A 15,056-nucleotide genomic window follows, 5' to 3' on the forward strand; every position below is an offset into this window, starting at 1 on the left:
CTTTACCTCGCAGCGGTTGGAGTTGCAGGGACGGCTGCGGACGACGACGCGGGATTCACCACGAGATCGAAGTCGAAGTCCAGCTCTCCGGCCGTGAGTCCCCGGCCGGCGGTGGGTGAGTAGTCGTTCTGCCGGGCCTCTTCGACAGCCTCGTAGAGTTCGCAGGCGGCGGGATTGGTGGCGAGTACGGAAACCTCCACCCCGACGAGTTCGCTGTACCGGCACACGGCGGACAGCGCGTCACGGAAGGCGCCGAAGTGGCATTGCACGGTGGCGATCTCGGATTGGACGACGACACAGTCGTCGACCAAGAGCAGCCGGGCCTGGTGGCAGCGCTGGTTCCATCGGGAGAGGAACCGCAGCACGGTCACGCGCCGGGCGGGCAGGACGTCGTGCTGCAGGAGGACCCGCAGGTAGACCCAGGGCTCGCCGGTGCGTATCTCCAGCACGGCCCGGTAGTCGTAACAGGGGATCAGACATCGCACGCCGGCGAGCACGGTACTGGTGTCGACGATACGGTAGTTCCATCCGATTTGGCCGAAGTACTCGGCGACGGTGTGCGCGTCGAGCTTGTGCATGTGTCTATTCCTCCACCGGATCGTGGCGTGGAGAAGCCGTGATTTCGAACTGCGGATTGACGACCGGACGACCGTCGATCGGCACGATCGACTCGTCCCGGCTCAGTTCCTCCCAGAGCCAGAAGGCGGCCTGCGTGTCGAGTGGGTCGTAGATGTTGAAGGATTTGTACTGGACGAGCTCGCACAGTGCCACACACAGCTCGGCGAGCGAGAGTCCCGGATACCAGATGTCGCCCATGCAGACGTCCGGGGGTTTGAAATTCGGATGGAATATTGCGGTCTTCCACACCACCCTGGGCGGCAGCTTCGGGAAATTCTCACTGAGCAGCAGATCGAATTCGTGCTCGCTCGACCGGAGCAGGACGTCCTTGACCTGTACTAGACCTAGACAGCTCATTTTGACGATGTACTTGGAGGGCGGGCTTCCCAGACTGTGAAAGCTGATCAGTTCGCTGCTCCCGACGAGGTCGAGCATTCCCGCGTAGTCGTTGGCGAGCCGTCGGAGGTGAGGTGAGGTCATTCCCGCCCCCTCGGGTCGAGCCCTGCCAGTTCCGGCTCCGGGGGAGACCCGGGGAGTTCCAGGTGTACGACCGTGTCGACGCCCGGGAGCCCGGCCTGGACCCAGCTCCACGGGGGGAAGCCGGTCGCCCCGGGGGAGAGTCCGGCCCAGGTTTCGTCCCCGGTCACCACGTTGGACAGGTCGGGGACGGCCTGTGCGCCGCACTCGGCGCAGGAGTTGTCCTCATCCCCGGGGCTGCCGGTGCTCGCCTGGATGTGGCCGATCGACCGGACGGTGCCGCATTGCAGGCACGTCACGCGCGCGTTGATTTCCATGGGCAGCCGCAGCACCGCGTCGGGCTGGTCCGAAGCGCCACGCCAGGAGGAGAGCAGCCCCGCCCAGTCAGTGTCCGTTTGCACCCAGCCGGCCGGGGCCGAGGCCGGGGAGGCTGCCCTCGGATGCAGCCAGCAGTCCTCGCGGCGGGGAAGCCCGATGCGGACGTAGCGGTCGTGGGCGAGGTCGACGCGTATCTCCTCGCCGACGGGGACGGGCAGCATCTCCGGATCGTCGTGGATCCACTTCACCGCCTGCTGCACCATGAGCGCTGCAGCCACCGATGCCCCGAGGGCGGTGGTGGGCACTCCCTGTCCGTACTGTGCGCGGCGAGCGTAGGCAAGGCAGGAGTGGCGCAGGGTCAGGTCGACGAGGTCCTCCTCGGTCAGCGTGCACACGTAGCAGGGGCCGGTGTCGTCCGGGGCATACAGCCGGACCACCCCCTCCCAAGGGGTGAGGCCGCCGTCGACGAGCAGACAGCCCGTGAGGCCCGCGAGCTGGCCGAGGGCAATGCGGGCCGCCGCGTTGTCGACGCAGCCGAAGGCGACATCCATGCGGGCGAACAGTCCGGCGCCCGCCACGGTGCGCAACTCGCCGTCCAGGGGTACGACGGTGCAGTCGGGATTGATCCGGGCCGCGGCGGCCCGGGCGGCCACCACCTTGGGCAGGCCGATGTCCTTCTCCGTGAAGAGCACGGACTTCCCGAGATTGCCGCCCTCCACACGGTCGAAATCGATCAGGACGACCGTCCCCCAGCCGAGCAGGGCCAGGTTCTTGACCACCTCGTTGCCCAGGGCGCCGGCTCCGACCACGATCGCCCGGGCTGCCTTGAGCAGATCCTGGCGCCACCACCGGACCGACGACAGCTGGGCGTAGCGCTCACTCGTCATGCGTTCCCTGACTGTCAGGAGAGAAGTGGCAGTTGCGCGAGCAGCACCGGCTGCCCACCAGGTGCTCCCAGCAGTCTGGGCAGTAGCCTTCACCGCACAGCGGGCAGCGGATCACCTCGCTCCCCACCGCCAGGGCGGTGAAACAGTGCAGACAGCGGCGGTCGACCAGAGCGTCGCCGACGGTCAGTGTGAGGCGCTGGACCTCTTCGTAGATCGCGAGACGGCCGCCGAGTTCAAGGGTGTCCCCCTGGTGCAGAACGGCCATTCCGGTGACGGCCGTTCCGTTGCGTATGACATCCATGCCGTCCGGAACCACCACGCCGAGTCCCGAATCGGTTCGCAGCACCCATAACCCGGACTTGCGTTCGGTCACCTTGGCATCCAGCGGCTCACGGAGATTCTCGGAGGGCAGCAGGAACTGACGGCCGCGCTCCGGCAACACGATGTGCCAACCCTTGAAGTCAAGTCTGGGGAAGGGCGAAACGGTCGAACCCATGGGCGATCCGCCTATTTTTCACGGACGTATAGGGCCGCCTATTATCAGCGACTGAACGGCCGGTGAGCAAGGCTTTGACAGCACCCACAAGCGGAATCCTCGATGCTCGCAGCTCAGTTGACGGGCGGTCGACCCAATTCCCAGAGATGTTCGAATTGTTCGATCCAGTAACCATTCCAGCGATTACTGCTGGCCCGGCTCAGGCTAATGTGCATACGGGTGCCAGTGTGACGCCCGTGAACAGCGTGAAACTCGACGATCAGTGTTCCATCGTTGGTTCCGGGATCGACCGTGAACATACTGAATCCGGGACTGAAGTCAATGAGCCGGTATTCGAAACTCCCGGGGACATTCCAGTTGCGCATCATCTCCATGCGGGAGACCACTGTGTGCAGCGATGGTTCCAACGACTCCACCGAGAATTCCTGCCCCTCGTCCAGTTGCCGGGCGGCCACCCGCACCGCCTCCGCCGCGGAGGGGTCGAGCAGCAGCACCCGCACCTTCCCGTCGGCGCGCGCCAGCACCTGACTGCGCAGCGCCTCGCAGGTGCCCGAACTCAGCAGATTGATGCCGGAGGGGGCGAACACGGCGACCTCGCGGGCCCCGGCGAGCCGCGCGGAGAGCGGCACCGAGTCGAGATCGGCACGGTCATGGAGGACCGCCTCCACGTCCGCGGCCCGCCGCTCCGGCAGCGTTATCCGAAAGACCAGCAGACCCACGCCGGCCAGCACGACCGTCAACTGGAGCCGCTGGGAGAGGACATCACCGACCAGCGACAGCACGGCGAAGAGCAGGGCGCACACGGAGACCACGTACGCGTCCAGATTCGTGCGAGTCCTGAGATCTCCGAGCACACGGTGCCAGGTCCGTTGCATTAACTCCCCCGTCCTGCCCGCCGGTTCAGGCATCCCGAACCGAAGCAGCCAGCTTAGGGACGATGGATCGGCTCCGACAGTGGACGTGCGGGGCGGGGCGGGCCGAACAGGCTCGGCGGGATCGATCACGAGGCCCTGCCGTTCGGCGATCTCTCGGCAGATGCCCTCCTGGCGGTCGTCGCCATCCCCAACGCGGTCTGCTACGACCATCGAGAGGAGGGCGCGCCGTACGGGGCGATCCTGGGATCACCCGACTCGTCGTACGTGATCCCGCGCGGTCGCCCTCGTCGCGTCTCGAAGCCTGAAGCCTCAGGCCGGACGAACCGCGCCCTTGATCGCCGACTGGCCGGCGAAGAACACCGACTCCTCCCGGATGAGCGCTCCGGGGCCCGGGGCGTGGATCATCATGCCGTCCCCGCTCCAGATGCCGACGTGAGCGAGGTCGTCGTGGAAGAAGACCAGGTCTCCGGCCTGGGCCTCGGCGAGCGAGACAGGCGTTCCCGCTTCCCACTGGGCCTGGATGGTCCGGGGAAGTGTGACACCGGCGGCCTTCCACGCGGCCTGGGTGAGGCCGGGGGCGTCGTACGATCCCGGCCCGACCGCGCCCCATACGCAGGGCCTGCCGGTCTGCGCGCGGGCGAAGGCGATCACCCGCTCGGCCCGGTTGCGGTGGCCGCTGTCCGGCGACGGCCAGGATCCGCCGTAGGCGCCGGGTGCGAACGGAGTGGAGGCGCCGGGTGCGAACGGAGTGGAGGGGGCGGGTGCGGCGGCCGGCTCGGTGGGCACCGCCGGAGCGGGAGCGGTCAGGGCAGCTGCCGGAACCTCCAGCAGGCCGGCGTCATAGGCCGCGGTGGTCAGGCCGGCCGGTGGAGCGGAGGTGTGGTGAGTACCCGCGGTGGGGTCCGGGGCGGAGGGCAGCGTGATGGTCGGCTGCGGGCCGGACAGCGGGAGAGGGCTGAGCTCCGCGGCGGGGGGCGGTACGGGCGCCTGCGCGGGCTCGTACAGCGGCCATGCCGCCGTGTCGCCGCCGAGGACCGGCAGGACGTCACCGGGCCAGGTGCTCTCGCCCCAACCGGACTCGGCCGGCAGAGCCGGTGCGACGCGCTGAGCGGGGATCTCCGGGAGGGATCCGGTGGTTGGGGATCCGGTGGTTGGGGATCCGGTGGTTGGGGATCCGGCGGCCGGTGACTGAGCTGTTCCGGCGGTCAGTTCGCGCGCGACACCGGTGGGCGTCCTGGGCGGCTTGGGCGCTTCGAGGGCGAGGGGTTCCGCGGGGCGTTCCGCCGGGCGCGAGGGTCGTACGGGCTCGGGTGCGCGCTCGGGACGGCCCGGCGTCCTCCCGTCCGGCAGCGTCGCCGGCACGATCGGGCCCAACGCGGCACGGGCGGAGTCGAACCACTTGCGGGCGAAGGATCCGGCCGCGGGCTCCGTGGCCTCCTGGGATCGGCCACGCGTGACCGTGTCCCGCTGGCGCGGGATCTTGGCGGCGCGGGTCGCGTTGTATCTGCCCGTGTCGTTCTCGGCCCGGTCGTAGAGCCCGTTGACGTACCGCTGGACCTCGTCAGGGCTCGGGCCCTCGCTCTCACTGGCCAACGGAGTCGGCCTGCTTCGCGAAGTCGGTCGCTTCGGGGCGCGAGATTCGTTCCGACGCCATGGAAAGGGCGCTCCTTCCGTCCAAAAGCGCTCGAGACCACCTGCCTGTCGGTGGAATTCGCGCACGCAGCGGTCAACTTAGCAAACTTGTGAACCTTCCGTGAAGATCGAGCCCTGGAGGGTGGCCGACGGTCCGGGTGTCACTCGTCGGCCAGGTGCCAGCCCTGGAGGCCGGGCTGGGACAGGATGGCGGCGGCGGTCCGGGTGGCCTCGGACGTGGTGGTTCCGGGCGGGGCCGTGAGGTGGAGGCGGGCGAGGTTCTCCTGGAACCCGTCGACCTCGGCATGCCACCCGGCCGGGAGCAGGGATACGAAACGGATCGCCGCCGTCTCTGGCGGCGCCCCGGACGGACCGGTGATCGACACCTGATGGGGGGAGTTCATGGACAGCTCCGCGGGAGAAGGAGGAGGGAGGGCGGTGGGGCAGGGGCCGGACCGGACGGCGGTGTCGGCCGGCCGGCCCCGGAGACGGTCGGGGGTCCGTCAGTCGGAGGAGCCGCTCTTGGCGAGCCGGGCCACCACCACGAGGATCGCGACGGCGAGAGCGGCGCCGACGCCGTAGCGGACGCCGTCCGCGGTGTCGCTGGCGAACACCGCCACCTCGGCGCCGGCGAGGACGGCCAGCAGGGCGGCGAGGGTGGTGGTGGAGCGGGAGGCGGTCATGGGATTTCCTTCCGGTGGGGGGGGTTGGGTTTCCGGCGGTGCCGGTGTGTGTGACCGGCGGGTCGGGTCGGTGCGGGAAGGTCAGTCCGTCAGCTTCATGGCCTGGCGGAACGAGAGCTTGCGGTCGGTCTGGAGGAGCGCCCTGCGGTAGACGCGGCCGCTCACCCCGACGATGAAGACGGCGGCGGCGATGGACAGGGCGAGCGCTACGGCCGGCTCCCACCAGGCGGTCTCTCCCGCCAGGACACGCGCCGGCATGGTGACGGTCGAGGTCAGCGGGACGAACGAGAGGATCTCCCGCACCCCGCCGGAGACGGTGACGCCGAGGATGAACACGAGCGCGGTGACCGCGTTCACCGGCGTCGTGGTGGACTGGATGTCCTCGCTCCGGGTGGCGAGCGCGCCCGCGGCGGCGAACAGGCAGGCCAGGACGGCGATGCCGACGACGTAGAAGACGAGGAACCAGCCGAGGCCGGAGCTGATGTCGGCGAGGAACTCCTGCTCGCCCGTGGCCATCAGGCCGCCGACGCCGACCAGGCAGAACAGGGCCATCTGGGCGAGCGCCAGGAGCGTGGAGCCGACGATCTTGCCGACGAGCAGGGACCGCAACGGCACGGAGCTGGCGATGAGTTCGACGATGCGGTTCTGCTTCTCCTCCACGACGCTGGTCGCCAGCGCGGCACCGAGCAGGACCGCGGCCAGGTAGAAGAGGAAGCCGAAGAAGTACGTCGTCATCCGGACCGCGCCCTCGGGCGTCTTGTCGGCCGAGAGCAGGACGTGCTTGACCTCCGACCCCTCGCTGAGGGCGCCCAGGCTGGTGCCCGCGGCCTGCGCGTTGCGGTCGAGGGCGTTCGTCTGCACCGCGGCACCGATCCAGGTGGCGGCGATGTCGTTCTGCCCGGTGTCGCCGAGCAGGACCCAGCGGCCGCCCTCGAACAGCAGCCCGGCGTCGGCCTCACCGGACCGTACGGTCTCGCGCACCTCGGCGGCGGACGGCTGCTTCCGGACGGTGATCTCGACGTCCTGGTCCGCCCGGACGGCCAGTTGCTCGGCCTGGCCGGCGATCCGGCCCGCCTGCTGGTCGGCCACCGCGACGCTGATCTTCCCCATCGAGTCGGCCAGGTAGAGCTGGAGTCCGAGCGCGCCCACGATCAGGGCCAGGGTGACCAGCGTCGACACCAGGAAGCCGCGGTTGGTGAGCTTCACCGAGATCTCGCGGGCGGCGACGATCCGCCAGGAGGCCTGCGTGGCCGTGCGGGACGGGGTTCCGGGAGCCGTCGGCGTGCCCTTCGGGCCGGGCGACGTCTCGGCCCGGTCTGCTGGGTTGGAGGTCACGGTGCTCATGCGGAGGTCATCTCCCGGTAGACGTCGGCGATGCTGGGAACGAGGGGGGTGAAGGCGTGCACGGCTCCCCGGCCGAGGGCCCGGGTCAGGAGCTCGCCGGGGTCGGCGTCGGCGGCCAGCTCGACGCGGGCTCCGTCGGGGAGTTCCTCGACGTCGGTGACGCCGGGGACGTCGCGGGCCCAGCCGGCGGGTTCGCCGGTGACCAGGTGGTAGCGGGGCCGGTCGCGGTGACGGAGTTCGTCCGCGGTGCCCTTGCCGACGACATGGCCGGAGGCCATGATCACCAGGTCGTCGCAGAGCCGTTCGACCAGGTCGAGCTGGTGGGAGGAGAACAGCACCGGGATGCCGGCGGCGGCGTACTCGCGCAGCAGCTCGGCCATCGTGTCGACGGCGTGCGGGTCGAGTCCGGAGAAGGGCTCGTCGAGGACGAGCAGCTTGGGGGAACCGAGCAGGGCGGCCGCGATCTGCACGCGCTGCTGGTTGCCCAGGGACAGGGACTCCAGCCGGGACTGGCTCTTCTCGGCGAGCCCGAGGCGTTCGAGCAGTTCGAGGGTGTGGCGGCGGGCCTCGGCGTTGGACTGGCCACGGAGCCGGGCCAGATAGACGAGCTGGCCGAGGACGGTCTGCTTGGGGTAGAGGCCCCGCTCCTCCGGCATGTACCCGAAGTCCCTGCGGTCGGCGGCGGTGACGGGGGCGCCGTCCCAGCGGATCTCGCCGCCGTTCGTGGCCAGTACGCCCATGATCATGCGCATGGTGGTGGTCTTGCCGGCGCCGTTCCCGCCGACGAACCCGGTCAACCGGCCCCTGGACACCCGGAAGGACACCTGGTCGACGGCACGGTGATCGCCGAAGTCTCGTACGAGTTCTTCCAGTTCCAGCATCTGTGTCTTCTCTCAGCTCGGTTGATCGGTGGTTCACGGTGGGGGGAACGAGCGGCGGCGGACCACCGCCGGGTCAGGGCAAGGGGTGCGGGGCCGCATCCCGCGGGTCGTCCAGGCGGGCGGGGCAGCCGGTCCGTTCGACCGCCGAGGCCAGCCGGGGCAGGTGCCGGCTCCAGCGGTGCGTCTCGTCCATCCGCAGGTTCTGGTAGCCGGGGGCCAGCACCTTGACGACGTGCCAGCCCATGGCGGCGACGGCCCGCGGCAGGCGCGGGGTGAGGTCGACGGCGAGGAGGCCCGCGCCGTCGGCGGTCAGGGCCCGCCGGATCTCCTCCGCGCCCAGGTCCCGCGCGGGCGGCGGAGCCGGGAGCGTGACCGGCTCCTGGAATCCCGCGACCCAGTCGCGTACGGCCTCGTAGGCGGGCCGGGTCAGCATGTGGGAGAGCCGGTCGTGCTCCGTCACGATCGGGCCGGGGTGTCCGGTCTCGCCCCGCGCGCGCAGCGCCCGCAGCGCGACCCGTACCTGCCACGCCTCCTGGAACGCCTTCGCGGCGGCCTCGGCCGGCCGGGTCGACGCCTTCATGCCGACGGTGGCCAGGGCGCCGGGGCCCTCCGGGTCGATCAGGCAGGCGGTCATGCACCACAGGCCGGATACGGCGGTGGGGATACGCGCGAGGACGGGGGTGAGCCCCGCCGCGCGCGCCCGCTCCCACACCGCCCGGAGCCCGGTGCCGGCGGGCGCCGGGGTGTACGTCGGCAGGCGCAGCTGCCGGTCCCAGGCGACGGTGAGGGCGTCCCGCTCCGTCACCTCGGTCATCGCGGCCGCGAGAGCGGTCTCGTGGCTGGCGCCGGCCGCCGCCCCCGACGGGCTCGGGTCGAACAGGTCGGCCCGGCGGGCGGGCCAGTCGACGAGGTCCGCGGGGACCAGGACGGGGGTGTCCGAGTCCAGGGCGCGGGCCTCGTACCAGGACAGTTCGGCCGCCTCCGCGTCCGGGTGGGACAGGGCGTGGCCCGGGTGGTGCGCGTACAGCGTCGTGCCGTCCAGGCCGGCCGCGGTGCCCGTGCGGGCGGGGTACGCGGCCGAGGGGTGCAGAGCCCGCCGCTCCACGGCCTCGCCCGCTCCGCGCAGCAGGGCATCGACCCGGGAGGTCCCGCTGGCCCCGGCGAACCGGGAGGACAGCGGGGGGTCCAGGAGGAGGGTGCCCGGGGCTGCGGGGGCGGTGGCGATGGTGACGGTGGCGGTGGCGGAGCCGGCAGGCCCCGCCGGGCCAGAGGGACCGGCGGAGGTCGCGTAACTGGCGGAACCCACAGGGCCCGAGGCCTCGACCGAGGCCGCGGATCCCGCCGTGCCCGCGAAGCCCGCGGAGCCCGCGGAGCCCGCACGCCCGGCCGAGGCCCCGGAACCCGCGGAACCCACCGACCCCGGAGCCCCAGCCGCCGCGAAGCCCGCGGAGCCCGCGGAGCCCGCAGAGCCCGCAGAGCCCGCAGAGCCCCAACGCCCGGCCGAGGCCCCGGAACCCGCGGAACCCACCGACCCCGGAGCCCCAGCCGCCGCGAAGCCCGCAGAGCCCGCACGCCCGGCCGAGGCCCCGGAACCCGCGGAGCCCACCGACCCCGGAGTCCCAGCCGCCGCGGAGCCCGCGAAGCCGGCGGAAGCCGCAAAGCCCGCAGAGCCCGAAGAGGCCACAGAAGCGGCAGAGGCCGCAGAGGCCACCGTCCCCGAACGCCCCGCCGAAGCCCCAGACCCCACCGACCCCGAGCCCCCGACCGACGCCGCGTAACCCGCGGAGCCCACCGTGCCCGTGAAGTCCTCCACCGGGTGGAGTTCGACCGCGCTGCTCCACAGCGGGTCGCCGTCGTGCGGGGGCGTCACCGCGTAGCGCAGGGCGATGCCCGACGCGGGGGCGAGGGTGGTCGGGATGTCGATCATCGGTGGGCCTCGATGGCCGCGGGGGCCAGGAAGGGCAGGGCCGGGGTGCCGTCGCGCAGGGCGGTGAGGGCCAGGAGGACGCCGGCGGAGCCGGTGCCCAGGTCGGTGGAGAGGCGGTAGCCGTAGTTGCCGAGGAAGTCGACACGACCGGGTTCGGCGGCGATCGCCTCCCAGCCGAGGGCTTCGAGGTGGAAGCGCATGACGTCCCGCTCGGACGCGCTGCCGCCGTCGTCGAGGGCGAGGATCTCGCCCGCCCGTCCGTGCAGCAGGCCGCACGACGTGGCGAAGCCGCCCCGCCGCAGGCTGACGAGCCGCCGCACCGCGGTGCGCAGGCGCTCGTCGCCGGGGGTGTGCCGGAGCGCGGCGCGGAGGGCGAGCACGATGCCGGCGGAACCCTCGAGACCGGGGCTGAGGAGACGGTCGTCGAAGTCGGTGCGCTCGATGAGCTCCAGTTCCGCGTGGAGTTCGGCGACGGCCCGCTTCAACAGGTCGCCGCGGCCGGTGTGTTCGTACAGGCGGAGCAGCAGGAGGGCGCTGCCGCAGCGGCCGTGCAACAGCCCGATGCGCTGGGGCGCCGGGGCGTCGGGCAGCCGGTCGGCGAGCTGGAGCGCCTGGCGCGGGCCCTGGTCGTCCCCCCGCCGGGCGGCCAGGTGCAGTGCCGTCAGTCCGAGGCCCGAGAGGCCGGTCGCCAGGGTCGTCGACACGTTGGCGTCGCATCCTGCGAAGGCCCGCTCCATGACGGCGTCGGCGGCGCCGGGGTGGCCGAGTTCGTCCAGGGTGTACGCGATGCCGGCGAGGCCGGTGAAGAAGCCGGGGCCGTCGCCGGTGACCTGGCCGGCCTGGCCGAGCAGCCACTCGACGTGCTCGCCGGGCACCTCGGCCCCGGCGCGGTGGAGCGCCCAGAGCACGCCGGCCGCCCCGTACGCGAAGGTCACGCCCCCGTCGGCGACGATGAACTGCGAGACGTCACCCGGGTAGAGGCGGTCGGTCCGCTCGGGGGTCGCCGCCTCGACGATGGACGTGGCGATGTTCGCGATCAGGTTCCCGGTCTCCTCCCCGGCGGCGGGCCAGCGCACGCCGAACTCCGTTCGCGCGCCCAGGACATCGTCGCCGAGACCGCGCTCGATCTGCCGGGCGAAGGACTCGGGGAGGGGAAAGTCACGGACCGCCGTGTCGATCAGGGTGCGGATCTTCTCGGTGCCCCACGGCACGACGTGCGGCATGGGGACGAACATCGTCAGCCGGAGCACGTCCAGCGCGAACAGGTCGACGGCGGGGCCCCGGAGGTGGTCGGGCGCCCGGAAGCCGAGGGAGCCCATGGCCTGCGCGCGCATCTCCTCGGCGGGGGTGGCGGTCTCCATGTCGATGAAGGCGACGGTGTCGTCGGCGTCCACGAGGATGTTGCCCGGGTGCAGGTCGCCGAAGACCACACCGCGTTCGTGCATGGCGGCCACGGCCTCGGCGACCTGGCCGATGATGCGCAGCGCCCAGTTGGCGTACTCCGCCCTGGCCCGGGGCGTGTTGTCGGTGCTGCCGTAGGGGTGGCGCAGGCGTACGAGTTCCGTCAGCGGAGTGCCGTCGACGAAGTCACGGGCCAGGAAGTGGTGTTCGTTCCCCTTGCGTACGTCCCTCAGCGCCGGGACGGCCGGGAGCCCGGCGAGCCGGGACAGCGCCCACTGCTCGCGGTCGAGGCGGGCCACGGCGTCGTCCCCGGCCGCGTCGAGGCCGGCGAACGGGCGGGCCTCCTTGAGCAGGACCTCGCTGCCGTCCCGCTTGTCGACGGCGCGGTAGACGCCGCCGCCGTTGGAGAAGTGCAGGGCCTTGTAGACGCGGAAGGGGAAGTCGCCGAGGGTGCGGGCGCGCCGCTCGTCGAGGGCCTCCTGGAGGAAGGAGGGGATGGTGACCCAGGAGGGGGTGTGGAACCCGGGGCGCCGCTCGTCGGGGACGAGTTCGCCGTCCGGGGTGGTGATCGCGGGGGTGAGGGTGCCGTCCTTGAGCCGGGCGGTCTTCAGTACGAAGCCCCCGTACCGCACGTGGAGCGGGCCCTCCCGCCAGCGCAGATCGCTCAGGATCGAGGGGGCGCGGGTGCCTCCGACGAGCTGCTCCAGGCCGTCCAGGGCCTGCTTCAGCTCCGTCTCGTCGGCGGGGTAGACGGTGATGAACTTGCCGCTCGCGCTGCGGTCCCCGTACTTGCTGCCGCGGCGGGCGAGGGTCTCCGGGTCGGATATGTACTTGTACATCAGCCCGTGCTCGACGCAGTACGGCGCGACGGTGTCGAGCAGTCCGGCCGCGTTGTCGGGGGACGCCGCGACGTGGATCTTCCATCCCTGGTCGGGGACGCTCGAGTCGGGTGGGACGCACACCGTCCACTCCCGTCCCCGGGTGGCCGTCCAGCCCTCGGGCAGGTTCCGGCCCTCGTGGAAGTCCGCGCCGACGGACTCGGTGGCGGGGGCGTCGTAGAAGAGCGAGTCCGCGCGGCAGAAGTTGATGAACCGGGTGTCGAGCACGGTGTCTCCAGGGTCAGAAGGGCAGGAACGGAAGCACATAGGTGCGGTGCAGGGACTTCCACAGGGGCACGCTGCCGAGCTCGACCTCGGCGGTGCCGGTGGCCGGCGCGGGGGTACGGGCGAGGTCCAGCGGGTAGGCGGTCGAGTCCATGAGCACGGTCTCGCCCACGTCGACGGGGAAGTAGGCGGAGACCGGGACCTCGGTCTGGCCGGACGGGGCCGATCCCACCCGGGCGGTGGCGACGGGGTCGTTCAGCATCAGGCCGTTCGTCCGCAGCGACACCTGCTGCCCGGGACGTATCCGGTCGGTCGCGGAGCCCTCCGGCAGGACCAGGCGGGTGCCGCGGGCGTCGGTGACGTAGGCGGCGGCCGCCGTCTGACGGACCGGCAGGAACAGCGCGGCGCACGCGAGCGCGGCCAGCAGCGTGCAGACGGCTCCGGCCCGGACCGGGCGGACGCCGGCGGCCTTCACCTCGGCGGCGAGCCGGAGGGCCCCGCGGATCACGATCCACGCGAGGTACGAGAGTCCGGTCGCGGCCATCAGGAGCCCCACCCAGCCGACCCGCTGGAGGGTGCCGAGCCAGGTGTGGAGGGCGGCGCTCAGGAAGTACACGGGGAAGGCGAGGCAGGCGAAGCCGTACGCGATGGTCCAGCGGGTATGCAGTTCGCGCTGGTAGGTGCCGCCGAACAGGAACCGGGCGAGCGTGCGGCGGGCGTCGGCCATGGCGCGGTCGCGCAGGTAGGGGACGTCCACGTGGCTCATGAGGGCGATGTAGCCGTCGAGTTTGATGAACGGCGTCAGGTTGAGCAGGGCCGTTCCGTAGCTGGTGACGGCGAAGAAGAGCAGGCAGGTCTTGGCGGTGCCGTCGTCGAGGGGCCAGGCCGCGAGGGCCGAGGCGGCCGCCAGAGACGTCTGGACCGCCGGTCCGGCGAGGGCCGTGTGGACCCGCTGCCGGCGGGCCGGGAGGCGCCAGGCGTCGGAGACGTCGCAGAAGAACGCCGGCATCAGGTAGAAGAGCATGACGCCGATGCGTGAGGGGCGGCCCCCGTAGCGGATGAGCACGGCGGCGTGGCCCAGCTCGTGGATGGACACGCCGAGGAGCAGGGCGAGGAGCACTCCGGCGAACGTCCCTGCGGACAGGGGGCTGTTGAGTGTCGCCGTGACCGCGTCCCACTGGGCGGCGAGGGCGCCGACACCGAGCAGGACGCAGAGCAGGGCGGCCGCCACCGCGCCCCGGGAGAAGAGGCGGGCGAACAGCGGGCCCAGGGCCTGCATGGTGCGTCCCGGCCGCAGCAGCGTGAGCTGGAGCGTCATGGGCGGGACGATCTGGAAGCGGGGGGCGACGGCGGGTGCCGGGGTCTCCCCGTCGTCGAGCAGTTTGAGCGAGTCGAGCCGCGAGATCGCGCTGCCCACCCGCTCGGTGTTCCAGGCGCCGCCCAGCCGGGCGGCGAGGGCCTCGTGGTCGCGCTCCCCGTCCAGCTCCTGGACGAGATCCGCGACCTTCTCGTTGATCCGTACGTAGCGTGCGCCGTGCTGGAGGACCCAGTCGCCCTGGCCGTCGGCCGGCGAGTGGACCTCGGCGCTCGGGGCGAGGCGGGGGCGCCGTGCGTGGGCCGGGATGGTGGGCGGGGGTGGGCTCGTGACAGCGCTCATGGAGTTTCCTATCGGGACGGCTGCGGGGAGTGGGAGAGCGCGGTGCACCCTTGCGGGGGTCCGGCCGGACGGGCCGGCCGGACCACCGCAGATCCTCGGTGTCGCCCGAGGGGGCTCCAGCTTGCGAAGGAGAGCCGGTTACTCCGTCTCCCGTCGCGTCAGCGCGCTCGCCGGTGTCGCTCTCAGGTGAGGGTGATGGAGGTGGCGACGGAGGCGCTGATGGCCGTGCCGACGGAGACGCCGGTCCAGAAACCGGGGGCCTCCAGGGCCTCCAGCTCCTGCATCTCCAGCTCGACGGGTTCGGCGCCCTCGATGTTCTCGACGGTGCCCAGGTTCTCGCTCATGTCAGGTTCCTCTCTGCGGAGTTGTACGAGGGGTGCTGCGGGGTTCTGCGGAGTGATCAGGTCAGGGTGACCGAGACGCCGACCGAGACGCCGGTGGAGAAGGCGACGCTCCAGGTGCCCCAGCCCGGGGCCTCCAGGGCCTCCAGCTCCTGCATCTCCAGCTCGACGGGCTCGGCGCCCTCGAAGTTCTCGACGGTGCCCAGGTTCTCGCTCATGTCAGGTGCCTCTCTGGGAAGTTGCTATCGGGGGTGCTGCGGGATCCCGCGCAGTGATCAGGTCAGGGTGACCGAGACACCGACCGAGACGCCGGTGGAGAACGCGACGCTCCAGGTGCCCCAGCCCGGGGCCTCCAGGGCCTCCAGCTCCTGCATCTCCAGCTCGACGGGCTCGGCGCCCTCGAAGTTCTCGACGGT

General features: G+C 71.6%; 16 protein-coding genes. All 16 read right to left on the minus strand.

Features of this window, described 5'->3' with window-relative positions:
- Positions 1-2 precede the first annotated feature (2 nt).
- Complete coding sequence (locus ACFZBT_RS12525; protein WP_391101875.1) at positions 3-578, minus strand: hypothetical protein; 576 nt, start codon at positions 576-578, stop codon at positions 3-5.
- A gap of 4 nt (positions 579-582) precedes the next feature.
- Positions 583-1,098, minus strand: coding sequence for a ubiquitin-conjugating enzyme E2 (locus ACFZBT_RS12530; protein WP_391101877.1), 516 nt, complete (start codon positions 1,096-1,098; stop codon positions 583-585).
- Positions 1,095-2,300 carry a ThiF family adenylyltransferase gene (locus ACFZBT_RS12535; protein ID WP_391101880.1) on the minus strand — a complete coding sequence of 402 codons (1,206 nt, stop codon included), beginning with the start codon at positions 2,298-2,300 and terminating at the stop codon, positions 1,095-1,097. The genes ACFZBT_RS12530 and ACFZBT_RS12535 overlap by 4 nt, the downstream gene beginning before the upstream one ends.
- The gene (locus ACFZBT_RS12540; protein ID WP_391101882.1) at positions 2,290-2,796 is read right to left on the minus strand and encodes a hypothetical protein; all 507 of its coding nucleotides are present in this window, start codon (positions 2,794-2,796) and stop codon (positions 2,290-2,292) included. The genes ACFZBT_RS12535 and ACFZBT_RS12540 overlap by 11 nt, the downstream gene beginning before the upstream one ends.
- Before the next feature lie 113 nt (positions 2,797-2,909).
- Positions 2,910-3,881, minus strand: coding sequence for a hypothetical protein (locus tag ACFZBT_RS12545; RefSeq protein ID WP_391101884.1), 972 nt, complete (start codon positions 3,879-3,881; stop codon positions 2,910-2,912).
- A 99-nt stretch (positions 3,882-3,980) separates the two neighbouring features.
- Positions 3,981-5,264, minus strand: coding sequence for an NlpC/P60 family protein (locus ACFZBT_RS12550; RefSeq protein ID WP_391101886.1), 1,284 nt, complete (start codon positions 5,262-5,264; stop codon positions 3,981-3,983).
- 200 nt (positions 5,265-5,464) lie between these two features.
- Positions 5,465-5,707, minus strand: coding sequence for a hypothetical protein (locus tag ACFZBT_RS12555; RefSeq protein ID WP_391101888.1), 243 nt, complete (start codon positions 5,705-5,707; stop codon positions 5,465-5,467).
- A 99-nt stretch (positions 5,708-5,806) separates the two neighbouring features.
- The gene (locus ACFZBT_RS12560; protein ID WP_391101891.1) at positions 5,807-5,986 is read right to left on the minus strand and encodes a hypothetical protein; all 180 of its coding nucleotides are present in this window, start codon (positions 5,984-5,986) and stop codon (positions 5,807-5,809) included.
- An 81-nt stretch (positions 5,987-6,067) separates the two neighbouring features.
- Positions 6,068-7,330, minus strand: coding sequence for an ABC transporter permease (locus ACFZBT_RS12565; RefSeq protein WP_391101893.1), 1,263 nt, complete (start codon positions 7,328-7,330; stop codon positions 6,068-6,070).
- A complete protein-coding gene (locus tag ACFZBT_RS12570; protein WP_391101895.1) occupies positions 7,327-8,211 on the minus strand; it encodes an ATP-binding cassette domain-containing protein in 885 nt (294 codons plus the stop codon). The genes ACFZBT_RS12565 and ACFZBT_RS12570 overlap by 4 nt, the downstream gene beginning before the upstream one ends.
- Before the next feature lie 73 nt (positions 8,212-8,284).
- A complete protein-coding gene (locus ACFZBT_RS12575) occupies positions 8,285-9,517 on the minus strand; it encodes a YcaO-like family protein (RefSeq protein WP_391101898.1) in 1,233 nt (410 codons plus the stop codon).
- Positions 9,518-10,134: 617 nt separating this feature from the next.
- Positions 10,135-12,645: a class III lanthionine synthetase LanKC gene (gene lanKC / locus ACFZBT_RS12580; RefSeq protein WP_391101901.1), complete on the minus strand. Its 2,511-nt coding sequence runs from the start codon at positions 12,643-12,645 to the stop codon at positions 10,135-10,137.
- A gap of 13 nt (positions 12,646-12,658) precedes the next feature.
- Positions 12,659-14,299, minus strand: a complete 1,641-nt coding sequence (gene mpaP, locus ACFZBT_RS12585; RefSeq protein ID WP_391101904.1) for a daptide biosynthesis intramembrane metalloprotease — start codon at positions 14,297-14,299, stop codon at positions 12,659-12,661.
- Between the two features lie 182 nt (positions 14,300-14,481).
- The gene (locus ACFZBT_RS12590; protein WP_391101906.1) at positions 14,482-14,643 is read right to left on the minus strand and encodes a daptide-type RiPP; all 162 of its coding nucleotides are present in this window, start codon (positions 14,641-14,643) and stop codon (positions 14,482-14,484) included.
- Positions 14,644-14,699: 56 nt separating this feature from the next.
- On the minus strand, positions 14,700-14,858 hold the full coding sequence (locus ACFZBT_RS12595) for a daptide-type RiPP (protein ID WP_391101909.1): 159 nt from the start codon (positions 14,856-14,858) through the stop codon (positions 14,700-14,702).
- 57 nt (positions 14,859-14,915) lie between these two features.
- The gene (locus ACFZBT_RS12600) at positions 14,916-15,014 is read right to left on the minus strand and encodes a daptide-type RiPP (RefSeq protein ID WP_391102327.1); all 99 of its coding nucleotides are present in this window, start codon (positions 15,012-15,014) and stop codon (positions 14,916-14,918) included.
- Positions 15,015-15,056 lie beyond the last annotated feature (42 nt).

It is taken from the genome of Streptomyces sp. NPDC008137 (genome assembly GCF_042957035.1).
GTDB lineage: Bacteria > Actinomycetota > Actinomycetes > Streptomycetales > Streptomycetaceae > Streptomyces.